The sequence below is a fragment of the Neobacillus sp. NPDC097160 genome (genome assembly GCF_044762155.1).
Taxonomy (GTDB): Bacteria; Bacillota; Bacilli; order Bacillales; family Cytobacillaceae; genus Neobacillus.
On record NZ_JBIWDU010000007.1, the window covers coordinates 72,632 to 98,033 of the forward strand.

Annotated in this window: 24 protein-coding genes; 2 read left to right on the forward strand and 22 right to left on the reverse strand. The window is 38.9% G+C overall.

Going from position 1 to position 25,402, the window contains the following annotated elements; translation table 11 throughout:
• Window positions 1-38: 38 nt before the first annotated feature.
• The 15 genes from ACIQXV_RS11625 to ACIQXV_RS11695 form a co-directional block, all read right to left on the reverse strand.
• Complete coding sequence (locus ACIQXV_RS11625) at window positions 39-1,043, reverse strand: ABC transporter permease (protein WP_402958901.1); 1,005 nt, start codon at window positions 1,041-1,043, stop codon at window positions 39-41.
• A gap of 24 nt (window positions 1,044-1,067) precedes the next feature.
• Entirely contained in the window at window positions 1,068-2,036 is a 969-nt protein-coding gene (locus ACIQXV_RS11630; protein WP_402958903.1) for an ABC transporter ATP-binding protein, read from the reverse strand.
• On the reverse strand, window positions 2,017-3,009 hold the full coding sequence (locus ACIQXV_RS11635; RefSeq protein ID WP_402958905.1) for an ABC transporter ATP-binding protein: 993 nt from the start codon (window positions 3,007-3,009) through the stop codon (window positions 2,017-2,019). Before ACIQXV_RS11635 ends, ACIQXV_RS11630 begins: the two co-directional genes overlap by 20 nt.
• A gap of 34 nt (window positions 3,010-3,043) precedes the next feature.
• Window positions 3,044-4,636 (reverse strand): ABC transporter substrate-binding protein, encoded by a 1,593-nt coding sequence (locus tag ACIQXV_RS11640; RefSeq protein WP_402958906.1) that lies wholly within the window; start codon window positions 4,634-4,636, stop codon window positions 3,044-3,046.
• A 15-nt stretch (window positions 4,637-4,651) separates the two neighbouring features.
• Window positions 4,652-6,103: an amidase gene (locus ACIQXV_RS11645; protein WP_402958908.1), complete on the reverse strand. Its 1,452-nt coding sequence runs from the start codon at window positions 6,101-6,103 to the stop codon at window positions 4,652-4,654.
• Window positions 6,104-6,124: 21 nt separating this feature from the next.
• Complete coding sequence (locus ACIQXV_RS11650) at window positions 6,125-7,366, reverse strand: CaiB/BaiF CoA transferase family protein (protein ID WP_402958910.1); 1,242 nt, start codon at window positions 7,364-7,366, stop codon at window positions 6,125-6,127.
• 27 nt (window positions 7,367-7,393) lie between these two features.
• Entirely contained in the window at window positions 7,394-9,028 is a 1,635-nt protein-coding gene (locus tag ACIQXV_RS11655; RefSeq protein ID WP_402958912.1) for an ABC transporter substrate-binding protein, read from the reverse strand.
• A gap of 38 nt (window positions 9,029-9,066) precedes the next feature.
• On the reverse strand, window positions 9,067-9,402 hold the full coding sequence (locus ACIQXV_RS11660; protein WP_402958914.1) for a thioredoxin family protein: 336 nt from the start codon (window positions 9,400-9,402) through the stop codon (window positions 9,067-9,069).
• Window positions 9,402-10,391 carry an amidohydrolase family protein gene (locus tag ACIQXV_RS11665; RefSeq protein WP_402958916.1) on the reverse strand — a complete coding sequence of 330 codons (990 nt, stop codon included), beginning with the start codon at window positions 10,389-10,391 and terminating at the stop codon, window positions 9,402-9,404. Before ACIQXV_RS11665 ends, ACIQXV_RS11660 begins: the two co-directional genes overlap by 1 nt.
• 38 nt (window positions 10,392-10,429) lie before the next feature.
• Complete coding sequence (locus ACIQXV_RS11670) at window positions 10,430-11,794, reverse strand: phenylacetate--CoA ligase family protein (protein WP_402958918.1); 1,365 nt, start codon at window positions 11,792-11,794, stop codon at window positions 10,430-10,432.
• A 286-nt stretch (window positions 11,795-12,080) separates the two neighbouring features.
• Window positions 12,081-13,406: a hypothetical protein gene (locus ACIQXV_RS11675; protein WP_402958920.1), complete on the reverse strand. Its 1,326-nt coding sequence runs from the start codon at window positions 13,404-13,406 to the stop codon at window positions 12,081-12,083.
• 451 nt (window positions 13,407-13,857) lie between these two features.
• Entirely contained in the window at window positions 13,858-14,178 is a 321-nt protein-coding gene (locus ACIQXV_RS11680; protein WP_402958923.1) for a ribonuclease E inhibitor RraB, read from the reverse strand.
• A 284-nt stretch (window positions 14,179-14,462) separates the two neighbouring features.
• A complete protein-coding gene (locus ACIQXV_RS11685) occupies window positions 14,463-15,587 on the reverse strand; it encodes an NADH-dependent flavin oxidoreductase (protein WP_402958925.1) in 1,125 nt (374 codons plus the stop codon).
• Window positions 15,588-15,710: 123 nt separating this feature from the next.
• Window positions 15,711-16,097, reverse strand: coding sequence for an IDEAL domain-containing protein (locus ACIQXV_RS11690; RefSeq protein ID WP_402958928.1), 387 nt, complete (start codon window positions 16,095-16,097; stop codon window positions 15,711-15,713).
• A gap of 125 nt (window positions 16,098-16,222) precedes the next feature.
• Entirely contained in the window at window positions 16,223-16,642 is a 420-nt protein-coding gene (locus tag ACIQXV_RS11695; RefSeq protein WP_402958930.1) for an RrF2 family transcriptional regulator, read from the reverse strand.
• A gap of 388 nt (window positions 16,643-17,030) precedes the next feature.
• On the opposite strand from ACIQXV_RS11695, the gene ACIQXV_RS11700 reads away from it, so the two are divergent.
• Window positions 17,031-17,483: a C40 family peptidase gene (locus tag ACIQXV_RS11700; protein WP_402958931.1), complete on the forward strand. Its 453-nt coding sequence runs from the start codon at window positions 17,031-17,033 to the stop codon at window positions 17,481-17,483.
• Window positions 17,484-17,572: 89 nt separating this feature from the next.
• Here ACIQXV_RS11700 and ACIQXV_RS11705 read toward each other — a convergent pair whose 3' ends face one another.
• The 3 genes from ACIQXV_RS11705 to ACIQXV_RS11715 all read right to left on the reverse strand — a co-directional run bounded on the left by ACIQXV_RS11705 (window position 17,573) and on the right by ACIQXV_RS11715 (window position 19,007).
• A complete protein-coding gene (locus tag ACIQXV_RS11705; protein ID WP_402958932.1) occupies window positions 17,573-17,713 on the reverse strand; it encodes a polysaccharide deacetylase family protein in 141 nt (46 codons plus the stop codon).
• A gap of 173 nt (window positions 17,714-17,886) precedes the next feature.
• Window positions 17,887-18,486, reverse strand: coding sequence for a DUF4386 family protein (locus ACIQXV_RS11710; RefSeq protein WP_402958933.1), 600 nt, complete (start codon window positions 18,484-18,486; stop codon window positions 17,887-17,889).
• Between the two features lie 101 nt (window positions 18,487-18,587).
• On the reverse strand, window positions 18,588-19,007 hold the full coding sequence (locus ACIQXV_RS11715) for a hypothetical protein (RefSeq protein ID WP_402958935.1): 420 nt from the start codon (window positions 19,005-19,007) through the stop codon (window positions 18,588-18,590).
• Window positions 19,008-19,140: 133 nt separating this feature from the next.
• Here ACIQXV_RS11715 and ACIQXV_RS11720 point away from each other — a divergent pair, with 133 nt between their 5' ends.
• Window positions 19,141-19,752: a TetR/AcrR family transcriptional regulator gene (locus ACIQXV_RS11720; protein WP_402958937.1), complete on the forward strand. Its 612-nt coding sequence runs from the start codon at window positions 19,141-19,143 to the stop codon at window positions 19,750-19,752.
• A 177-nt stretch (window positions 19,753-19,929) separates the two neighbouring features.
• Here ACIQXV_RS11720 and ACIQXV_RS11725 read toward each other — a convergent pair whose 3' ends face one another.
• The 4 genes from ACIQXV_RS11725 to ACIQXV_RS11740 form a co-directional block, all read right to left on the reverse strand.
• Window positions 19,930-21,078, reverse strand: coding sequence for an acyl-CoA dehydrogenase family protein (locus tag ACIQXV_RS11725; RefSeq protein ID WP_402958939.1), 1,149 nt, complete (start codon window positions 21,076-21,078; stop codon window positions 19,930-19,932).
• A gap of 232 nt (window positions 21,079-21,310) precedes the next feature.
• Window positions 21,311-22,180: a phosphotransferase family protein gene (locus ACIQXV_RS11730; RefSeq protein WP_402958940.1), complete on the reverse strand. Its 870-nt coding sequence runs from the start codon at window positions 22,178-22,180 to the stop codon at window positions 21,311-21,313.
• A complete protein-coding gene (locus ACIQXV_RS11735; protein WP_402958942.1) occupies window positions 22,155-23,369 on the reverse strand; it encodes an acyl-CoA dehydrogenase family protein in 1,215 nt (404 codons plus the stop codon). Before ACIQXV_RS11735 ends, ACIQXV_RS11730 begins: the two co-directional genes overlap by 26 nt.
• A gap of 349 nt (window positions 23,370-23,718) precedes the next feature.
• A complete protein-coding gene (locus ACIQXV_RS11740) occupies window positions 23,719-25,185 on the reverse strand; it encodes a sodium/proline symporter (protein WP_402958944.1) in 1,467 nt (488 codons plus the stop codon).
• Window positions 25,186-25,402: the final 217 nt, after the last annotated feature.

The following is a 25,402-nucleotide window of genomic DNA, read 5'->3' on the forward strand; positions in this document are numbered from 1 at the left end:
TACCCGCTGAACGATTGTTTTCAAGATTCCTCCCCCCCTTATCGGTAATGAATCCGTGGATCCAAGAGCGAATATAGTAAATCAACGATCAAATTGGCGAATACAAAAATAGTAGCTATCAGTAATATACCTGTTTGAATTACGGGATAATCACGGGAACCGATGGCATCATAAATGTAGCGCCCAACCCCAGGCCAGCCAAAAATAGTTTCGGTGAGGACAGCTCCACCTAATAAGAGTCCTGTCAGCATTCCTATAATGGTTAAAATGGGAGCAAAGGCATTTTTTAATGCATGTTTATATAGTACCCAAAACCCTGACAGTCCTTTAGCACGCGCTGTTCGAACGTAATCAAGTTCCAAAACCTCAAGCATGCTTGAACGGGTAATTCTTGCAATAACTGCCATCGGTATGGTCCCAAGTGCAATGCTTGGCAATAGTAAGTGTTTGGAAACATCCCAAAATCCTACCCAATTTCCCTGTATCAACGTGTCTAGTAACAGCAGGCCTGTAATCGCTTCAACCGGTTCCCTAGCATTCATCCGTCCTGTCGAGGGAAGCCAACTGAGCTTCTCGGCAAAAATCCACTGTTCCATTAAACCAAACCAGAAAACTGGAATCGATACCCCAATTAAGGCAATTAACATAGCAGTATAGTCGAACCAAGATGCCCTCCGCCATGCTGCAATAATGCCGGCATTCACACCCACAATAATAGCAATAACCATACTCATAATCATTAATTCAATCGTCGCCGTCAAGTAAGGCATTATTTCCTCCTGAATCGGCTTTTTCGTTTTTAAAGATGTTCCAAAATCCCCTGTCAAAATACCAGATACGTAGGAAAAATACTGCGAGGTAAGAGGTTTGTTCAGCCCCATTTCCTCATTTAGGTCTTTCACAGCCTCTGGTGTGGCTTGGTCACCAAGAATAACAGTTGCTGGATCACCGGGGATCGCATGGATGATTGAAAATACAATGATGGACATTCCAATCAAGACAGGTATTAATTGAAGTATACGTCGCGATATATAGGAAGACATTCTTTCTTAAACCTCCTCCACTTGTTATTTATAAAGATGGCATGCAACATAATGATCGTCTTCTATATGATGTAATTGGGGAGTAACGGTTTCACATTCAGAGATTCTTGCAAAACATCTTGCTTGAAATGGACATCCTTTATGGAGAGAAGTAGGATCTGGGAGATCTCCTTTTAAAACAATTCTATCTCGCTTTTTGTCAGGATTTATACTTGGCGCAGCCGATAGCAATGCTTTTGTATAGGGATGCAGCGGATTTTCATAGATACTTTTTTTGCTTCCCTGTTCTACCATCTTCCCTAAATACATCACACCAATTCTGTCACTTATATGTTTTACTACACTTAAATCATGGGAAATAAATAAGTATGTCAAGCCAAATTCTCTTTGTAATTGACGCATTAAATTCAGCACTTGCGCTTGAATGGAAACATCCAGCGCAGAAACCGCCTCATCTGCGATAATTAGTTTGGGATTTAAAGAAAGTGCGCGAGCAATTCCAACCCTCTGCCGCTGACCCCCAGAAAATTCATGGGGGTACCTGTTTGCGTGGTAAGCATTTAACCCGACAACCTCCAAAAGCTCGTGAACTCTTTTTTTTCGTTCTACTGCTGTTAAATCACTATTGACAAGGAGTGGTTCTTCAATCAAATCCCCTACTGTTTTCCTTGGATTAAGTGATGCATAGGGATCCTGAAAAATAAGTTGAATATCCCTATACACCATTCTCATTTCTTTTCGCGTTATTTTGGAAATGTCTTTCCCTTTAAAAAATATCTCACCACAAGTAGGATTGATTAAACGTAAAATAGTTTTACCCGTTGTTGATTTACCACAGCCCGATTCCCCTACCAAACCAAATGTTTCATTTTCATTGATGGAGAATTCAACTCCATCGATGGCTTTTACATAGCTTGTGTCTTTTCCAAAAAAACCACTTTTTTGCGGAAAATGTACCTTTAAATTTTTCACTTCAAGTAGCGGTACCGGCATGATTTACCTCCTTGGCAAAAAAACAGCGTGATTTTTGGCCCGATCCAATATCATACAATTCAGGTTCTTCCTTTGAACATGCTTCTGTTGCAAATTTACATCTGGAAGCAAATTTGCAGCCGGAAGGCATTTCATGTGGAAGAGGAACGCTCCCAGGAATCGTTTCCAGCCACTCTACCTCATCATCCAATGTAGGAATGGATTCAATGAGCCCCATTGTATAAGGATGAGAAGGAGACGTAAAAATCGTTTTAACATCCGCTTCTTCTACGACTTGACCTGCATACATGACAATAACACGATCACAAACCTCTGACACAACGCCGAGGTCATGCGTAATCATCATAATCGAGGTATTGCCATCTTTTTTCATTTGTTGGATTAATTCCAAAATCTGTGCCTGGATCGTAACATCAAGCGCTGTGGTTGGTTCGTCCGCAATGATCAACTTTGGATTACAGGCAAGCGCCATCGCGATTACGACCCGCTGTCGCATCCCCCCGGATAACCTATGCGGATAATCCTTCACGATTTTCTCAGCACGTGGAATTCCCACTTGTTTAAGAAGTTCTATACTTCTTTTTTCAGCTTCCTTTCTAGATAATTTCAAGTGTAACCTTAGGGCTTCGCCTATTTGATTGCCTATGGTGTAGCTCGGATTCAAGCTTGTCATTGGTTCTTGAAAAATCATTGCAATATCATTTCCACGAATCTTACGCATCTTTTTTTCATTTAAATTGGTAAGATCCATATCTTGAAATAAAATGCTACCATCCACTATTTTCCCTATTCTCGGGGGTAATAACTGCAAGATTGATAAGGCAGTAACACTTTTTCCTGAACCCGATTCGCCCACAATGCCGAGAGTTTCGCCCTCGTTAACGGTGAAACTGACACCATCTACGGAGCGAACCACGCCATAATCTGTGTAGAAATATGTTTTTAAATTTTGAACAGAAAGCATAGGCTCCATTTTATCCCTCCCATCACTCTTGATACACCATTTCTTACTTCTCTAAATAGACATCAGCAAGGCTTTCGTATCCGATTGCATGAGGAATATAGCCTTTCACATATTTTCCTCCAGCCATCGGTGTTTCCACATAGGCTAATGGAATCGTAGGCGCATCTTCATGAACCAGTACTTGAACTTCCTTATATAATTTTGTCCGTTCAACTTTATCAATTGTTGTTTGAGCTTTTCGCAAAAGCTCATCCACTTTTTCATTTTTATACATCGAACGATTTTGGACAGATTCAGAACTTAACATTGTAAATAAAAAGTTATCGGGATCACCATTTTCACTAATACGGCCAATCCCAGCAAAAGGAAACTCTGCTTTCGTAAGTTTTGAAAGATAAGTAGCCCATTCAAAGGATACGATTTTTACATTAATTCCTACTTTTGCTAAATCTGATTTTAATGCTTCTGCTACCTTTGTAGGTTGTGGAAAATAGGACCTTTCTGTTGACATAATCCAAAATTCCGTATCAAATCCATCTGGGAATCCCGCTTCTCCAAGCAGCTGCTTTGCTTTTTCTGGATTATAGTCATACCCCTTTACATCTTCATTGTATCCCCATATAAAAGGAGGAAGCATATTTTTTGCAGGTTTAGCCACTGAGCCATAGAAGGTATCAATAATTCCCTGCTTGTTGATTGCATGGTTAATCGCTTGGCGAACCTTGACATTATCATAGGGAGGTTTTGCTAGGTTAAAAGTCAAATAACCAAGGCTTCCCGCAGGACGTTTAAAGAGCTGTAGGTTGGGATCCTTATCAACGGATGGCAGATCGGTCTGATTTAACCCATCCATTAAATCGATTTCCCCATTCTTAAGGGCTGTCAATCTGGTTGAATTGTCTGGTATTACTTTAAACATTACTTTATCAAGTTTAGGTAAACCCTTAACCCAATAATTTTCGTTTTTCGCTAGAGTAACGGCATCATTTTGTTTCCACTCTTCATATTTGAAAGGTCCAGTCCCAACCGGATGATCCTTAATATTTTCTCCATATTCTTTTAAGGCTGTCGGACTGATAATGCCAAACGTGGTGATGCCCATATTGGGCAAAAACGTCGCACTAGCTGCTGTTAAAGTAAATTGAACCGTTTGAGGATCTATCGCTTTCACCTCTTGGATAACCCCTTTAAAGGTCCGGTTAAAAATGGAAAAATCACCTTGATGTTGTGGGTGGCTCTCATCCATCATCCTGTTAAAATTGTAAACAACTGCGTCTGCATTAAAATCTGTTCCATCATGAAATTTGACATTATCCTGCAGCTTAAAAGTCCAAACCTTGCCGTCATCGCTGATGGACCATTCTTTTGCCAACTTAGGAACAACCTCAGTCCCTTCTTTTTCATAATCTATCAATGTTTCAAATATATTTTTTGAAATTCTTGAAGACTCAGCGTCTATTAAATTATGCGGATCCAATGTGACTGTATCAGTAGCCCGGCCATAAATTAAAGTTCCTCCACTGGTATCCCCTTTTTTCTTAGAATCTGTAGTATTTGTAGTCCTATTACTGCATCCAGCTATTAAAAGAATCGTTACGATTGTGAAAATCTTCAGCCACTTGACTGTTTGTTTCATATACGAATTCCCCCACTATTTATTTTGCAGCAGAACATTAAGATTCGGTCTTTTATCTTGCCATGGCTGTGCTTCCTCCAGTTGGGAAGCTAATTGGAAAAGTGTAGACTCATCGCCAAAGCGTGCTGCAAATTGTAACCCAATGGGAAGTCCTTCACTGCTCCATCCGAGTGGCAGACTGATAGCCGGCTGACCAGTAGTGTTAAACAGGTTGGTAAACGGTGAGTATGCCATCATTCTTTCCGTCCATTCCTCTGCATTCAGACTCGGATCATTAGCGTCAAGTATTCCTATCGGCCAAGGCAATTGTGCAATAGCTGGGGTCAATAACACATCGTACCTGGTAAAAAATTCGCCGACTATCCTAGAAACAGTATTATTAATCTCAAAAGCTTCCAATAAATCTGAAGCGGTTAATTTCTGTCCATACTGATAGATAGCCCAATTTGAGGCTTCAAGGTTCTTCGCAGAAGGATTCCGATTCAACCCTTCTTTTATCTTATTGACACTATGGCTAAGATTCGCTGACCAAATGCGAAGGGTTGCAAGGAGCTGCTTCTCAGCGTTTATCACTGGTGAAGCCTCAATAAGTTCGTGACCCATATCTTTACATAGTTCAATGGTTTTATAAAGAGCTTGTTTACACTCTTGATCGACCGGAGCGTTGTTCCATGGTTTATCCGTCCAGGCAATTCGCATTCTTTTAGGCTTAATTTGTAACTCGTTAACGTAGGAGCGGTTCGGTTTTTCAATCCAATTTCTTGCCCCTATATCAACTCCACCAATGGAATCAAGGAGTGCCGCGGCATCCCTTACAGTTCGGGTAACCGCAAATTCATTCCCTAACCCGCATAATATTTCACTTCGATGCGGTCCATTTGGAATGCGGCCGCGTGTCGGTTTTAAACCCACAAGCCCATTCACAGCTGCCGGCTGGCGGATTGACCCAGCGCCATCATTTGCATGTGCAACTGGGACAATACCAGCTGCTACCGCAGCAGATGCTCCGCCACTGGAACCCCCCGCACTTAAACTGGGGTTCCATGGATTTCGTGTCGGACCATATACTAATGATTCCGTTGAAAAATTAAAGGCAAATTCCGGAGTGGTTGACGTTCCGATGATAACGAGACCTGCCTGCCGAAATCGTGCCATCAGGTTTGTATCCTGTGGGGTGGTCATTCCTGCACCAAAACGGCTTCCCAGGTGTACCGGAATTCCTTTTGCTTGAGCGCTTGACTCCTTGATTAAAAATGGTACACCTGTAAATGGACCTTCAGGAATACCCGCGTCTATTTCATCCTCGGCCTGTTTTGAAAGAATACTTACAACAGCATTAATGGTTGGATTGATTTTTTCAATTCCCTTCAATGCTGCTTGTTTTAACTCTTTTGGTGTCACTTCCTTTTGTTTGACCAATAATGCAAGGCCGGTTGCATCATATTTTGAATACTCATAAAAGTCCATACTTTCCCACCTCGAAATATATTAATGTATCGCATTCATATTGTGCGAATCAAAAATGACCCCCAGCTCTCTTAACCTGTTGATTTCATTTTCATCAATTCCGAGAACGGATTGCAGAACTTCTTTGTTATGCTCACCTAACTGCGGTTCAATCGGTGTATCCCCGTTCTGCAAACCTATATTTCTATCAAAGAATTTTATTGGCAGGTTAGGAAGTTTCACATCTCCAAGAACTGGATGTTGAACATCGACGACCATGTTTCTTCCTTTTAAATGGGGGTCTTGGATTAAGTCTTTCGTGTTTTTTACCTCACCGGCCGGGATATGCAAATCACTTAAAAACCTTAGCACCTGGTCAGCTGATCTAGTTTTAGCCCAATCTTCAAAAATTTGGTTTAAGTAATCCAGGTTTGCTGCTCTTTTTTCAAGCGATGGTATATCGTCCCCTTCAAACTCCCTAACAATGTCTTCTCTTCCAATTCCTTGATAAACTTTAGTAAAACGGTCATTCCCGGACGCACAGACAATCACCCATTTGTCATCATTCGTTTTAAAGGCTTCCCATGGTGCTCCAAGAGGGTCTTTGTTTCCCCGTGCGGATAAGGATTCGCCGGTCATACTGGTTCGGATTACCGACTCTTCAAGGACAGAGAAGACACTATCCATCATGCTCACTTCGATTCGAGTACCCTTACCCGTTTTATTTCTTTCAATTATGGCACTTAAAATTCCTACCGTTAAGTAAACTCCTGACACTGAATCCGCAACAGCGGGACCTGTCTTTAACGGTTTTCCGCCCTCTAATCCATTCTGGCTCATTAGGCCGCCCATTGCCTGGGCTATTCCATCAATACATGGAAGATGTGAATAAGGACCACCACTTCCAAAACCGTTTAAAGAAGCAAAAATGATTTTTGGATTTACTTTTTTCACCTCTTCGTAGCCAATGCCGAGTTTATCCATGGTACCGGCTACAAAGTTTTCTACAATAACGTCAAATTCTTGTGCTAGATTCAAAAATAGCTGCTTCCCTTCCTCACTTTTCATATTCAATGAGATTGATTTTTTCCCTCTATTAAGCATATAAAAGTATCCGCTTACACCTTCCTTAAAGGGAGGGATAGACCTAGAGCGATCCCCCGCTCCAGGTCTTTCTATCTTTACCACTTCTGCTCCTAAATCCTGAAGCATGAGCGTTGCGAATGGAGCTGAAAACACCCAGCTAAGATCAAGAACTTTAATACCATCTAATGGTTTTGTCATAAGAATATCCTCTCCCCTACCTTTTTATTATTCTTGAATGTCCACTTCATACATATTTTCTGCACCAGTAGGATGTGGGAAATAGCCTTTCACATAATTGGCAGTGACTACAGGCTCTTTCACTTCCACCAATGGAACAGATGGAGCATCATCGTGAGCCAATTTCTGTACCTTCTTATAAATCTCAGCGCGTTCACTTTGATCCATAACCGATTTTGCCTTTAATAAAAGCTCACTCACTTCATCATTTTGATAGAATGTATGATTTTGGGCTGACCCTTTTACGGCATTATTTTTGCTAAGCATCGAATAGAGGAAATTATCAGGATCGCCATTATCACCAACCCAGCCGATTAATCCGATAGAGTGCTCTCCATTTCGAATCTGGTCAATATATGCCGCCCATTCATAAGATACCACTTTAACGTTAATCCCAATTTTTTCAAGACTCGTTTTCATTGCTTCGACCATTTTAGTAGGCTGCTGCATATATATTCGGGAATTAGAAGTGACAGAAAACTCAAGATCAAATCCATTTGGATAACTAGCTTCACTTAAAAGTTTTTTAGCTTTCTCCAAATCGTAATCATAATCTTCCACGTCATTGTTATAGGCCCAGCTTGAAGAAGGCAGCATATTTTTTACAGGTTCAGCGAGTCCATAGAAGAAGGCATCTGCAATGCCCTTTTTATCAATGGCATGATTAATTGCTTGACGAACCTTTACATTATTAAGGGGTTCTTTCAGATTATTAATGGATAAATAACCAACATTTAATGGTGGGCGAAGCATGACTTGTAAGTTTTTATCAGCCTTTACAGAACTTAAATCTGATGGATTCAAGCTAACCATAATATCGATTTCTCCATTTTTCAAAGCCGTCAACCTCGCAGAGTTATCTGGGATGATTTTATAAATCAATTTGTCGAGTTTAGGTAAGCCTTTCTGCCAGTAATCTTCATTTCTTACCAATGTAACGGAATCATTAGGTGTCCACGATTGGAATTTAAAAGGTCCTGTCCCTACAGCGTGTTCATTTATTTTTTCTCCATATTTTTTCAACGCCTCCGGACTAATAATCCCGAATGCATGCATGCCCAAATTTGCTAAAAAATTGGCTTGTGGTTCAGCCAATTTAAATTCAACTGTGTTTGGATCAATTGCTTTAACCTCTTCAATCACACTCCCTTCTCCTTTAAAACCGTTAAACATACCGCGGTATACGGAGAAAGTGGCTTTATATCGTGCTGGATGATTTTTATCCATCATTCTTTCGAAATTATACACAACTGCATCTGCATTAAAATCAGTGCCGTCATGGAATTTAATACCCTCTTGCAGTTTAAATGTCCATGTCTTCCCATCTTCTGAGACTTCCCAATCTTTCGCTAATTTCGGAACCACTTCAGTTGTTTCCTTATCATATTCCACAAGAGTTTCATAGACGTTTTTGGTCACCCTCCATGTTTCAATCTCATTGGCATTTTGGGGGTCCATTGAATAACTATCGGCAGCTCTGCCAAAGATTAACGTTTTTTCACTGCTTTTATTCTTATTACTATCTTGTTTATCCTTATCGGAAGCTGTATTATTGCTGCAGGCTGCTAAGATTAGAGAGATTAAAAAAGTGAGGGTTACCAATATACTGAATCTTTTTTTCATTTTCTTCCCCCTAGTAAATTTGGCATTTTATGATATCTTCAGCCTTGCAATTTTGCTTTAGCATTCTCCAGGAATTCTTCAATTTGTTCCTTTGTTTTCGGATCGTTTCCGATAAATTCAGCAAGTGTGATCCCGCCCTTATACGCGACAAAACTTGGAATTCCCATGACATTAGCTAGAGCACAAATATCCTTCCGCGCATCAGAATCCACTTTATAAAAATCAAATTCTTCATGATTATTTTCAGTAATTTCATCGATAAAAGTATCGATAAACTGGCAATCCGGACACCAATTCGCCGAAAACAACATCACTACCGCTTTATCGCCATTTACGAGAGTTGAGAATTGTTCACTATTTTTAATATTTTCCATCACGATTCACCTCGAATATTAGTAGTTAAAGCGGGCTTTTCCAAACCTAATTTAAATAACTTGTTCGCGTTCTTCCAGTAAAATTTCTCTTTAACAGATGCTTTTAATGGCCATGCTTCTACTTCCTCAATGACATCGTTTATTGGCATTCCTAATGTCAACCAATCTGAACCGAAAACAATTTTATCTTGAATTAATGTGTTTGCGTAATACATAAACATATCCCAGCCTGTATTGGCCTCAGCAATATAGCGCGGTCTGAAGGCTGAGGTATCAACAAACAGGTTTTCATATTTTAAAAGCATGGCAATCATATCAGGTATCCATGGCCAACCACCGTGTCCGGCAATAATTTTGAGATTTTTAAAGTCCATTAGCGGTGCTTCCAAATGGGATGGATGATCAAGGAATACAGAGGTCTCCCGGAAATAATTGATGGAACTATGAATCCAAATCGGTATCCCTAGTTCATCACAAAGGGCATATAATGGGTAATATTTACGATCATCCGCTTTTACACCATGTTCGTATGGTGGAATCACCACGGCCTTAAAGCCCTGCTCCGTTATTGCCTTTCGCACAGTTTTCAAGCTTTCCGTTCCTTTATGTGGATTAAATCCAGCAAATCCAATAAAACGATTAGGATACTGTTTTAATATCTCAGCGACCACTTCATGATCAACAGGTGGTGTTGAACTGTCTCTACCATAATCCATATTGTGAATAGCATGATAAGCAATATTCGCTTTCCTGAGCATATTCAGAAAATTGTCCATTGCAAATTCTTCCTCTAATTTTGCATATACTTGCTGCATAACCACTTCAATGGAATGCAATTCAACTTGCTTAAAAAATTCTTCCTTAGTCCATCCCGCCAGTTGTGCCCATCTAGGACCAAATAACAATCGGTATTCCGTGTTTTTTGGATTCATTTCTTGTGAATCTTCAAACTGTAATTGCGGTAATGTATTCGAACAATCGATAAACAATTGACAATTCCTCCTTTAATCCCATGAATTTCTACAAATCAGTAATTTTTTTCAAAGAGCGGCGTTTTCGTGAGCGATTTTTCCAATGTCCCTGGTTCACACCAAATAATCTCCGGTGTAAGTCTTGCTTCCGTATGGAGTGCATTTTTTATTTTTCTTTCCAGTTCCTCTAAATTCCCTTTGTCAAATTGGCTGCTGTATTCGAGCTTAATTTGAAGCGGCGGTGCAACTCTTGGCGGTGGATTATGAAGGACAATCCTTAATTCTCCTGTGATATCTGGAATAAAATTTGAAACTACTTTTTTAATTGTTGATGGATAAACATTTGCTCCTTTTACAATGAGCATATCATCTGAACGGCCAATGAATTTTACCCTTCTCCCTTTAAACCCGCAGCCGGGACACTCACTGGTAAACACTTGAATGACATCACCGGTTGCATAACGGATTCTTGGAAGCCCTTTTAAATTTAGCTCCGTTGTCACTCGTTCTCCTATTACCCCATCATAAATCTTTAATGGTTCTTTTGTTTCTGGATCGACTAAATCATCGGGGAATAAATTAAGGTCTGGTGCAACACAGTGAATGCCATGATACTCTTCTGAATCACATGAATAGCCTAACTCACCTAAATAATCATAGATTCGGCACCCATATGAATCTTCTATTCTTTTCTTGATTTCAGGTACCCCGACGCCAATTTCACCAACTGTAAAAATGGCCTGAAGTCCAAGTTCACTTACATTCCTCCCAAGATCTGCTGCGCGATCAATTAGATGCTCTGCTAACGAAGGAGTCATCATCGCACCTTTTGGTTTTGTCATCATGGCATATTGTAAAATGGTCTTGCTTCCTGAACGTACATCGACGTCAATAGGTAAAACACCGTGAGAACGAACTCCAAATAATATGGAGGAGGTTGCGTAAATTCCTAGAGCATGGCTGAATAATAGGCGGTCCCCTGCGTCAATCCCTCCATAATTTAGCATGTTCCGGATATAACGATTCAAAAAATTGATGTCTTCCTTTGTAAAGGTATACGTAAATGTTGGATTACCTGATGTGCCGCTTGTTGTTCCAGTAAAAAAGATATCATCTGGAGAACAGCATAAATGTAATCCGAAAGGATGTCCCAATCGATCTATTGATTCTTGTTGGCTAATTCTTTCGGCAACTTTATCCATAAATATCGGTAATTGCTGAAAATTTTCTATTGTCCGAATATCCTCTGGATAGACTCCAGCCTCGTGAAATTTTTTGCGATAAAATTCCGAATTTCTATACACATACTTTAATTGCTTCCGCAGTAAATCTGCCTGAAAAGAACTGATTTCCTCTTCTGTCATTGTGTTAAAAATAGGATTGGTATAGGTTACCTTACGTTCTTTTAACTTGGTAAGCAAAGGTTCACACCCCTTCCAAAAACTTAATTTACCAACTATTTTAATTATTCTATATATTTTGATTATAATAAGACAAACGGTTAGTGGGAAATACCAGTATTTAATAGGCATATAAGCATAGCTTATATCTCCGCATGTATTCTATCTCATTTCCTCCTAATAGCTATTTTTCAATTCAGAAGCTTCATCTTCTAATATTTTTTTATAGGTAACCCTATTTGGACTAGCCTTTGTTAATAACATTGCCCGCTTTGTTTCAAATTTAGAACAGTTAGCTTAAACAAAATTACAATTTAATACCATGCCATTTTTTCAAGTGTTCAGCATGTGTAGGTAAATAGGAATGCGGATCAAAAAGATTGTCATAGTAATCCAAATCTAGATGGTGTGATTGCAAATACATTAGTGAATAGACTGATGGAGTGGTTGCCGGAAATTTTCCGAAAGTGTCATACATATATTGAGCTTGCAATGCAATAATTTCTTTAAATTCTTCATCGTGGACTTGTGCACTGCCGCGAACTTTTTCTGAATTTTTCCAAATACCTTTTGTTTCAGGGTTAAAGGGACCATTCTTTCCAAATTTTCGTTCCACTAGTGCTTCAACAGCATCACGCATAGTTGGGAAATGCGGCGGTGTAAACGAAGTAAATACACCTTCAAGTCCGGTTGGGTTAGGAATGGCCCAACGACTGTCGGTATCATATCGGAAGCCAAGTCCCGGAACGTTGGGGTTCCCACTTGCCCCTAAAACAGTTAAGCGATCAATTCCATCAAACATCCAACCTCCAAGTCCAATTGCTTGCTGCAATAGCATTCCTGAATAGGTTGCTGTCGCTAATTCAGCAGAAAGTTCAGCAAGCGAATATTGATCTAAAAAGCTCAAGGGAACAGGATTATCGACATCCACTATGTGTCTATATTTCACTAATCCTGGAATCTTCCGATTATTAATATCGTCATAGACTGCAAGCCCATTTTGAACATAAAAGCATAAATTTAATAATGTGTGCTGTGCTAAATCTCCAACTGGAAAAGCTAAAAATGTACCCGGCTTATTTGCTACCCAAGAATTATGACCTTCCATATAGGGCTCATAATTTGGAATATGAATTCGGTGTTCAGATATTTTTTCAATTCTCTTTTGATGTGACAATAGCAATTCTTTAGTAGATAGTTTTCCATTTTCAGACCGTTCAACTTCCGGTGCAAAATCACGAGTTCGGAAAATGTACGTTCCAGTATCTTCTGTAAAAAACACTTCCGAAGTATGAAAACCTGCTGCAGACGGATGTGTTCTGCCTGATGCGGAACCTGAATAATTTGAAAGATGTGGTTTATATCGGTCATGTCTGGTAACTGAATGATGCCACCCTGTCACACCACTAACTCCCAATAAAATGAGCAGCTTTTCTAAATTATTTAAGGGGACTGGTTCATGCTTCGATTTATAAGCAAGCGGACCATCAGGAACTTCTGCACCAAGGAAAAACCGTCGGGAACGTCTCCCGAAAAGAGCATCAAGAAGCGGATATTCAGATAGTTCCTTTAGTAAATCATCATTTATTTCTTCTTCAGTGATTTCTATACCCTTTTGTTTTGTTTCTGACATTTTATTATTCCTCCGTATCTTTTTTTAGTAGAAGTGATATCAATCCTCTAATACAATAAATCGTATACATTTCCATTTCGAATATTCCAGTATCTCTTCAACTTTCTTAAATTCAGAGAATAGATCCTGGTCCAATCCATGATCAAAACCACCTAATTATTTTTTCCCTTAATAAACAAAAAAATAGAGACCTCTTGTTTAAAAAGGGGCCTCTATTTGTATAGTGGGCATGAATAATTTAACTTCAGTTAAAGCCAAGTAAACTTATATGACTTGTCTATTATAGTATTTTATTGTGAAAATTTTGTCAATATTATTTATTTTAACTAATGCTATTTTTTATTTGTTATTTCAAAGGTGAAGTGTCAAAAGTGCCTGGACCAAAATAGAATGGGTCCTGGCACTTTATTTCTCTTTAGCCCTAATAATCCCTTAGATTCACTCATTCAATTTAATCTACAAAAACGCCCCAACCGTCAGAATAACCACCGTGTGGTTTACTTAAGTTATTTAATTTATTCTGTATTTTTATTAATTCATTATAATTTAATAGCATTCTTTTAGAGCAACAACATGCCCACTCTTCTGTTTCATCGTCTTGCTCTACGAAACAATTAAAGCCTTCTCCTTTTAATAATTGCGATAATTTTTCACCTGTTTCTTTATCAGGCACGGCAACAAAAAACTCCACTGATTGTTGTTTTTTAAAATCTAGTCCCTCTTTAAATAGACTACGTAAAGCATCTCCATCAGCATCATTTGGAAATTTCATTCGTTTTTCCTCCATTTTCTAGTACATTCGTTGTTGTTATTATAAATCACTTCGTTCTTTTAGACTAACAATGTTGCAGCCATACTAGAAAGTTTTTTAGTCTCATTTTACAATTTTATTATTCTCGGTAAAATATTTAAATATCGCGGGCAACTATCAATCAAATCATTTATTGGGATTTATATCAGGGGATCTGTTTACGGAAAAATCGGCGCCAGACCCCCGATGCGCTAACGCTTTAGCACAGTGGGGGTCTGGCACCCAAACTGTTCGTTTAATCCAATCTATTCAACGCCCGGAAACCATCCAGGTGAATGGATAATTCTCTGCCACAGGGGATCTGGTACATCAAGCACGTGCTGATGATTCTTGTTTATTTTGGTGACAATTTCAGATTCTCTACCTTGTTCCACTTTTTGCACCCACTCAGGATCAATAATCAGTTCACGTGCCAATGCGATTAATGGGACTCCCGTTTCCAATGCATTTAAGGCATCATCTGCTGAATAAATCGAACCGACACCGATGACTGGAACACGGTCACCTCCACGCTCCTGAATGATTTCAAGACGTGAACGTGTATCCTCAACTCCTCGTTTAGGTGTGGACCTGAAATCCATCAATGAAACATGAAGATAATCAAGGTCTTTTTCTGCTAGTGCATCTATTAGTGCTAGTGTATCAGCCATAGTAATTCCAGGTGTTTCAGGTTCTTCAGGGGAAAAACGATATCCAACCAAGAAAGGCTCCTTCGCATATTTTGCAACAACTCTCTTTACTTCATCAACAACCGCCAACGGAAAAGTTAGCCGTTTTTCAAGAGTTCCACCCCATCGGTCTTCACGACGATTAGAATGAGGGGAAAAGAATTGCTGAATCAGGTATCCATTGGCACCATGTATTTCAACTCCATCATAGCCTGCTTCAATTGCGCGTCGAGTGGTTTCTCCAAAATCGCGAATAATAGAGACAATCTCTGTTTCAGTTAATGCACGGGGAACGGGCTTTCCTTCACCTTCTGAAGGAACTGCACTAGCACTTACCACATCACCATCTACTAATTCAGGTGGAACCTGGCGGCCGCCATGGAAGATTTGCAAAATCGCTTTCGCACCCTTCTCTTTAATCGCTGATGCTAGACGGCGCAAACTTGGTATCATTTCATCACGTTCTCCACCAAATTCACCATGAAATCCTTTACCATTCCTGGTCACATAAGTACATGCAGTAATGACCATCCCAGCGCCATTAGAACGTCGTTGATAATACTTGACTTCCGCATCTGAAACGGTCCCGTCAGGATTTGATGAGAAATTTGTCATCGGTGCCATAACAATGCGATTTTTTAATTGAATCCCCTTTCCTAGGGTAAATGATTCAAATAATGGTGCATATTTTATATTCATCATGTCTTTACTCCTCCACCTTGATCATTTATGAAAAAGGCAACAAAAATCATTGCCCACTCTGATAGTTCATCCTATAGTTTACCGTTTCGTTCAAAGCAAATTCCTACAGCATTAAGATGAAAATTACCTTTTTGCATCAAAATTCCTAATTCTGTTTCCACTGATTAGATACTCAGATTTCTTGTTATTCACTTTTGATTTTTTTTTAATAGCTGCTAATTGCGTAGATAATTCTATAAACCACTGCTCATCTTTTGATAGTAAAGCCAAATCGATTAATGATAAAAGCTGACTTTCATTATTAACTGGTAATTCGGGCAGCTTTTCAGCCCGTTTATTAAGGATCCACATCGATTTGCTAATTGCTTCTTCATTGTCACTTTCGATTACCTTTACTTTTACAATTTCTTGAATAGAGTCTACGGTTTCAACATACCCGTGAATCAGTTCTCCATCTCTGGACCTCCCCTGTACCCAATCCCCATTTTCAAATCGATAGTTATTGGCCATCGTCATCTACACCCCTTTAATGTTATAAAAAAAGTTACAGTTTGGTTTTTTCAAAAAGTTCAACACCAATATCGCATCGTACTGTAATAAAATAATATACAGTATAAACAAAAGAAAAAACTAAATCATGGACAATGTTTAATTTTTTCTAAAACAGTACTAAGGGTAATATTCTCTAAATATTTTTCAAAATACAATTCTGCATCATGGAAAATTTGATCCATAACCACCTGGGTATTTGACGATATAACACATTTTTGCTCCGGATCACCTGTACACCAGTTTGGTTTTAGACTTCCGCGTGAAACTGTACGATAAATATCTGCCAATGATACCTCTTGAGAATTACAGTCGAGAATATAGCCACCGCCAATACCTTCTTTTGTCCTAACAAACCCATGGTTGCGCAAACAGCTCATGATCTTGCGAATCCGTGCCGCGTTTGTACATACATTGGTAGCGATTGACTCACTGCTAGCCATATGATCTGGTAAATAAGCTAAATAGACTAAACTATGGACGGCTATCGTAAAATCACTATTCACTTTGATGCTTCCTCCTCAAGAAGATTAATGTAATTTTATTATTTACAGTTTATAAAGTCAACAAAAAACAACTCCTTATTAATAATTCCACTTTAACCTTTAATTATGGCTTTTTATGACTTAGCTTTATGAAAATAAAATTATGTTCCCTTCAAATTGACTCTTACCTTTCTGCGCCTTTTTCCTTCCAAATCAGCATCTGACTGTCTGTTGTTTTTAACAAAGGCTCAGTTAACGAGTGCTGCTGATATTCTTTTTGGACAAAAGGAGACAAACAAAAAATTATCTCAAAATAATTCTGTAATGAAATTGTCATTTTGCTGAGAAGTCCCTGTTATACCTTTCTAGTATATTTAAACTACCAAATCACAGTGGGGAGGTAACAATCATGCTTAAGAAATTCATCGTAGCATTTGTTATTATAGTTTCTTGTGGCTCTTTGTTTGCTAACATGGGTGATAAAGCGGAAGCGGCAGATTATCATACAAAAGCAATTTCGATTGCAAAGTCAAATATTGGGGTACCTTATCAATGGGGCGGGATGTCACCCAGCGGTTTTGATTGTTCAGGTCTTATTAAGTATTCTTATGCAAGGGCTGGAATAACGCTAAACCGAACAGCCGCTCAAATGTTCTATGGAAACGGATATCGTATCTATTCATATATACAACCAGGTGATTTAATGTTCTTTGCTCCAACCAAAGCAAGTAAACCGACACATGTTGCGATGTATATTGGGAATGGTAAAATGATTATGGCCTCTTCATCAAAAGGAGTCATGATTACAAGTACAAACAACCCATATTGGCATCCAAGATACGTTGGAACCAAACGCATTTAAAGACCATCCTAGATGGTCTTTTTCTTATCTATATACTATCTATTTCTGGTATGATCAGTCTCAAAGCTTTTATCTTATTAGTAATACCTTCATCCCGTACTGCCCCCATCATGCATCAAAATAATGGCGCCTGGATGTACATTTCTGAAGACATTATAGGAAATTTGTACAGGAGGCGATTCATGCCAATCAAGCGAATCCACTGACCAGGCAACAACGGAATAATTCATCTCCTTTAGCTTCTCAACTAATTTATTTTATAAAAAGCCATAAGGGGCTCGAAATAATTTGGTTCGATAGCCGCTTAGTTCAGCTAACCTTTTTTCACTAATAGAATTTGACTAAAACTTCATTTTTCCTTTTGGAAGACAACAGATTCCTTATCAGCCTTGATTAGGTGTTTCTACAATGGTACATTTTTTCCCTTCTCCCATTCGGGGGATCTCATCAATTCATTGAACTTTAATCCAGACACGATAAATCCTGCCCCAGTGAAAAAAGCGCCAATGACCTCGACAATCTTCTGGCTGTCGCCTGACACACTTGCCGCTGCAAACACGATAGTCCCAATTAATAAAAGATAGCCCGAAGATCTTGGAAATACCTTACCCCTAATCATCGATACTCCTAACAAGATCATCCCCAAGACAAATAGGAGCGGGCCGAACGTATAAATGGGTTTAGTAACTGCTGTGGTAAAAACATGGTCAACTTCTTCACCTGATGCCTGCGCGATTTCCACAAAAACAATTGCTGTTACGATGATGTTTCCGATGTTTCCTAGAATCATACCCAAAAAACCCAGCAAACCATTTCTCTCCCCTTGAAGTGAATACAATCCGAAAAATGCAAAAACGAGTAGTAAATGGGCAGCAAACACAAGAAAAGTTCCGAAAATGCGTTCAGTTTCTCCAGACATAAGATTTAAAGAATGTGCGCACACCAGGAAGATTCCAGAGAGAATTGAAGTGATACACCCCAAACGAGCAATAGTTTTTTTCATTTTTTACGCTCCTTTAATATTTTATGCAAGAAAACATGACGATTGTAATGGGGATGACTTTATTTTTATAAATGCTCACTAATTTGGGCAGGCAATAGCCATTATATACAACTTGTTCCATAATCGCCCAGCCTTGGGAGTGGTCCTGCAATGATTGGCGCAGATGCTGTCCCATATATAATGAAAGCAATGGCAGTACCCCATGCAATGGTTAGTGGTAAAAGGATGACAAATGTTAAACTAAATAGTTTAACATCCTTCTTTATCTCACTGCGGGAAAAACCAATGAGGTTCCCAATATTTGTTCCTTCGATTTTAAGAAGCCAGATCAGCAGGACAAAGCAACCGATATCAATCAAGGTCCCGTAAACTGTCCACCACCTCCCACTCTCCAAGTATGTTAATGGATGATTCGATAAATTTGTGATCAAAGAAAAAATACCCTGTGATAGAACCGCGAGTATGGTGCGGGAAAATAAAACAGTTAGGATGATTCCATAGCTTTTGTAACGGTACATCATTTACTCACCTTTCATCAAATGGCTTTACTCTGGGTTAAAATTATTTTACTATTTAAAATATAAAGTTCTTTTCAGAAAATGTAAAGGGCATTTTTTCCAAAAAAATACGACACAAGAACCAGGAGGTTATTTTTTGAAAAGAGAACAAAACAAGGAATATACGAGGAAATTACTTATGGAAGCGGCAATGGATCTATTTAAGAAGCAGGAGTATCAAAAAACGAAAATCGAAGAGATTACGAAAGCCGCTGGTGTTAGCAAGCCTACATTTTTCGCCTATTTTAAATCCAAAGAACAAATTTTATATGAATTTGACCTTCAGCAACTAAAGACATTCGAACTTACCATGAAAAGCAAGCTAAGTAACCATGATGAACTTCTCGTCAACTTAAGGAAATCAATTGTACATATGGCAGCCAATCTTCATACTACTTACATGTTTACACAGAATATGATGCATTTAGTAACCATAGATAAGGTCTACAAAACTTTGCTATCTGATATGTTCGGTATATTCCGTGCCGTCACGAAAGGAGTTATTGATTACTGTCAACAAAATAAGATAGTTACCAAGGATATTACATCTGAAGATATTGCAACCGACATCGAAAATATTTATGTTGGTTCACTTGTCAATTGGGTGATATCCAATGGTTCCGGATCCCTTGAGGAACGAATGGATAACTCCTTAGATCACTTTTTACGCGGAATCCTCCACAGGAACGATTCTCATTGCGGACAATAAATCTGGGTGGTAATTGAAAACGGAGAGGTTTGCAGGTGAAGGAGTGTTTGTGTTCTTATAACTTAATTGGGGAATGCCTCTGAATGTGAGGTAACGCTTTACTTCACTTTCAGAGGGCATACCCCGTTTTTTTTACAACTATAGCCCTTTTGTGATTGGCCAAAAGTTTAAAGAATCCTATAAATTAATACTCCTGGCGATATTTTCAATAATCGTTTCTTTCTTTAGCAAATCCAACCTTGCTAGTCTAATTTCTTTATACCATCTTTCTATTGGGAGATCGCCAGCAAACCCAGCACCTCCGTGAATTTGCAAACAATCATCAATGACTTTTGCTGCAGTTTCTGTCGTGAACAACTTCGCCATTTGCGCAGCTATGATGCCATCGTTCTCTCCATTATCAATTTTATTAGCTGCATCATGAACCATTAGTCTAGCTGCTTTCAGATTCATAAACCCATTCGCGATCATCGTGCGAATACTTGGAAACTCAGATAAGGTTTTTCCTCTTGTTATTCGCATTTGCGCGTATTCCTGTGCATAATTGAGTGCTTTAATAGAAATGCCTAAACACCGTGCACTTAATAGAATTTGTGTTTCTGCTAACCACTTTTTCATTAAGCTGGCTCCTTCACCAACTTTACCAATTCTTCTTATATCCTTGATTTTAAAATCCTTAAATGTAAGGGTGCAGGTTTTTTGGACATCGATTAGCATCGTATCCTTCTTCGTAAATGGATCATCTAGCTCAAGAATAAATATCGTTGGTTTTTGTGTTTCGTTCCCTTCCTGGCAGTTTACAAGGATCACCCCAAAACCCGATTGATCTATTTTTTGAATATATGACTTATGACCATTTATAATCCAATCGTCCCCACTCCTTACCGCATGACAAGTAATTTTCTCAATCTGGTTATCTTCATGTTCTTCCCAAAGGGCGATAAAACAACCTTCACCTTCGATAACAGCGGGTTTTACGTACTTCTCTATCTGTCTCGGAGAACATTTTTCCAGGAAGCTTGGCAGTTCGGCACTAAAGCCATCGACTGCCGGATGATAAAGACCAAGTCGGTGTTGGGCAGCTTCCTCATAAACCACAGTCCTTGTATATAATGATAAGTCGGCGCCTCCCCATTCTTTCTTTGCTCCTAATGCATACAAACCTATTTCCTTTGCCTTAGCTTGTATTGATGCAACCTCTATTTCTGATAACTCTTTTAGGTAACCCATTTGCGATTGTTCTGCAGTTAAAACATTCTCTTTAACGAATGATTTTACAGAATCTTTTAAGATTGATAATTCTCTATCCATAAGTACCTCTTTCATGATATACCCTCCCTTTTACTTCATATTAAGTAAATTCAATTTTTTAAAGTAAAATTTCTTTTCTTTGTGCCCTCATTGCCTGTTTCATCAAATTTTCAATACCTCCACTTAACTTGCTAAATCGCTCATCCTTTGCTTCTCCGATTTTCCAACGATAATAAATTTGTTGAAGAATGACAGCAATTTTATAAAAAGCGAAGCTCAAATAATAATCAATTTGGCTAACATCTCTTCAACTCTTTTTTGCGTATCTATCCAACATTTCTTTTCGCGATGCAAACCCTGGTGTGTTTGTAACGGAGGTTAAACCGGTTTCAGCTTCCCCCTCTTCTTTCCAATAGGCTAACATCACCGCTAAATCTGTTAATGGATCCCCAATTGTACTTAACTCCCAGTCAAATAAACCCACTATCTCACCAGGATTTTGCGGGGAAAACAACATGTTATTTAACTTAAAATCATTATGGACGATTGTGGGATCAGGTGATTTGGGAATATGATTAGTAAGCCACTTCTCTAGGGTTTCAACTCCATCAATCGCATCGGTTTTACAGTTTTGGTATCTCTTGATCCAACCATGGACTTGTCGACTCAAATAACCCTCTGGATATCCGATTGTATCAAGACCTGCTTCTTTATAATCCACCTCATGTAATTGGTGAAGAGTATCAATGACTGCATCCGAGACGAGTTGACTGGTTCTTGAGTTCTCAGCAAATTCCAAAGGCAAAGAATCATCAATTATAACTCCATCTTTCTTTTCCATAATATAAAAATGTCGATCCATAATATCTGGGTCTTCACAGTAGTGGTATGGCTTAGGTGCAAGGGGGAAAAAACGATTTAACTTAACCAAGATATCAAATTCCCTTTTCATATCATGGGCTTTTGGCGGTACCGGACCAAACGGAGGCCTCCGTAATACTGCCTTCCAATCACCGATACATATTAAATAGGTTAAATTAGAATATCCAGCAGAAAATTGTTCTATATGAAGTGGAGCATTGCTTTCTACCAGCTTTTTACTGCGAAGGTACGTTTCAAGGACCTCCCAGTTTACCTTATCAACTTGATGCTTATTTTGAAATTGCTGCTGGCTCATGTGGAACACCCCTTTCCTGAAATTCTCTTAAGACTTGTTTGGCCACTACCATACGATGAACCTCATCTGCTCCGTCATAAATACGTGCTGCCCTTGCTTCACGATAAAGACCTTCAAGAGGTGTATTTTCCGTTAGACCATAGGTTCCAAGCGTTTGAATTGCCCGATCAATGACATTATTTAATACTTGTGCACCATAAAATTTGATAATGGAGATTTCTTTACGCGAAGGGAAACCTTTATCCATTTTCCATGCCGCTTGTAAGGTTAATAGCCTAGAGGCTTGAATTTCTGCTTCAGAATCAGCAATAAAATTCTGGATGGTTTGCGAATCAGCAAGTGTCTTTTCTCCATCTTTTTTATTTAATGAGTAGTGAAGCATTTCATTTAATGAACGTCGTGCAACTCCTAACCACCTCATCGCATGTGTGATTCTTCCAGGTCCCAGCCGGAGCTGAGCTAATTTAAATCCTTCCCCCCGCTTCCCAAGCATATTTTCTTGGGAGATGCGGCATTCATTAAATCGAACCTCACAGTGTCCGCCTGGATAATGATCACCCAAAACCGGAACTTCACGGATTATTTCAAATCCAGGGTTATCTGTTTCAACGATGAAAAGACTGGTTCGGAGATGTGGTTCTGCCTCTGGGTCTGTTACCACCATAGCTATACAGAAGGCAGAGCCAACCGCACCTGTAGTAAACCACTTATGAGCATTGATAACCCATTCACTTCCATCCTTTACCGCGGTCCCTTGCAGAGTTCTCGGATCTGAACCGGACACTTCCGGCTCAGTCATCCCAAAACATGAACGAATATCTCCATTAGCTAATGGTCTTAGATATTTTTCCTTTTGTTCGGTTGTGGCTGCGTGATATAATATTTCACCATTTCCCGCATCCGGAGCCATCGATCCGAAAATATATGGTCCAATCGGACTTTGTCCAATTACTTCTGAAAGTAATCCAAGTGATACAAACCCATTTCCCATTCTTCCAAACTCCTTTGGAAGATGCGCGGCCCATAAGCCCTTTTCTTTTACGATTTGTTGCAATGGTTTTAATATTTCTGCAGGTAAGCCTCTATGTGGAATCATGTATTTCTCATTTGGGAATACATACTTTTCCATAATTTCATTTGCTTTATCTATCATTTTTTGTTGTTCTTCGTTTTCTATAAAATTAAACATTGCTTCTTCACTCCTTATGAAAGGATATATTTTTTCACATTTCATTATTTCAAATCGTAATAAAAGGGCCTGGCCCTATTTAAAAAGCTCACCCGGGTCAGGCCCCTGTCAGGGTCCTATAATTAGAGATATTAAGTTATTATCATTAATTAGGAAATTTACCAATATACCTTTCTAACAAAGTGATTCATATCAATAAATTCCTTGGGATCGAGGAATTCTCTTTCAGTCCAATTATTCTTAATCCAATCCACTAACTCTGTTGGACTATTAAATATTCTCCGCTTGAATCTGATTTCCTTAGCATATACCTTCCATTTTCTTCATCTAAGGTCACTTCTCTAGTTGATTACGTGACATTTACACCTCCGCTCTTTGTTGATAGAACGTCTTTTTTCTCCGGAATAGCCAAACTCACAATTACTCCCGCTATCAATGCAAGAACTAATGTGGCTCCACGAGATGTCACTATTCCTTCTAGTGGGGTATTGATCCAAATGATGGTACTAATAAAGCCAGTGAGAAGTGCAGCAATTACTCCAGCACCGGACATACGTTTCCAAAAGAATGTTAAAAGAATGGCGGCGGCAAAACTGTTTCCAACACCAGCCCATGCCCAGCCAATAACCACGTAAATTAACGATTTGGACATGAGACCGATGACTAGACCAACTAAACCAACAACCGACACTGAAATACGCGAAATCAGTAAGAGTTGTTTCTCCGTTAAATTCAACCCCATTATCTTGTGTAAAATATCTTCACTTATGGAGGTGGAGACGACTAATAATTGAGAAGAGGCTGTTGACATGATAGCTGCAAGAATACCGGCTAGTAAAATACCAACTAACCAGCCAGGAAGTAATTCAGTCAGCATAAATGGTAATATCATCTCAATGTTATCAACCCCACCAGATCCGTACAAAGTCAACCCTGTAATACCAATTAAAAATGCACCGCCATAAGCTAATACACCCCAAAGTATCGCAGCATTTCTACCGATTTTTGCATCCTTTTCATTTTTTAACGCCATAAATCTTGCACTAATATGTGGCTGCCCTCCCAAATACCCCAATGCCCATGAAAAATTTGTATAAATTAGAAGTCCAACTCCTACCCCTGTTAAGCCACCTGTCCAAGAGGAAGCACCATTTCCAGCATGTACGAGTGCATCACTAATGGATAAGTCCAAAGATCCAATTTTAAACAAGGCAACAATCGGCAAAACAACGAGAGTGACAACCATTAAAATAGCTTGAATGGCATCCGTCCATACAACCGATAAGAATCCTCCTAGACATGAATATACGACGACAACAACTGCTACAACAAGGATGCCTACTATTGGTTTAATCCCCATCGTTTGTTCTAAAGTCTGACCTGTACCGCCAAATTGGGTCCCTACATAAAGAGTAAAGAAAGGAATGATGATTATTGCCCCAATTCCTCTGATAATATTTGCGTGTTTGGGAAATCTAGCTGATAAATAGTCTGGAAGTGTCAGAGCATTATACTTTATTCTCTCCTGCATAAACTTTTTGGCTAAAAATAACCATGAAATAATGATTCCAGCTAACATCCCGACAAATAGCCATATGCTAGAAAGTCCTGTCGAAAATGCAAAACCCGTTGCTCCAAGCAGTAACCAGGCAGAAGCTTCCGTGGACCTTTCTGAAAAAGCCAGGGCCCAACCTGGAATTTTATTACCCCCAAGATGGTAATCATCATATCCCAGCCCTTTGCGACTAAAATAGATTCCTATCCCAATCATTGCCACAAAGTAAATAATTAGTTCAATTAGAACTATCATATCCATACTATACTCGCCCCTTTTCCAATTTATCTTTATCGTTCATAAGACTTTTGATCTAAAAGGTTGGTATTCCTACACTCTAATTATTCATAGTAATCTGAATATTATTTTTAGAATTATTGGCTTTTTGCGAATTAAAATCCAACATTGAGGCTTTTACCATGGGGCATTTATATCAGATGAAACATCTATTTTTTGTTAAAATAGATGTTTCATCTTG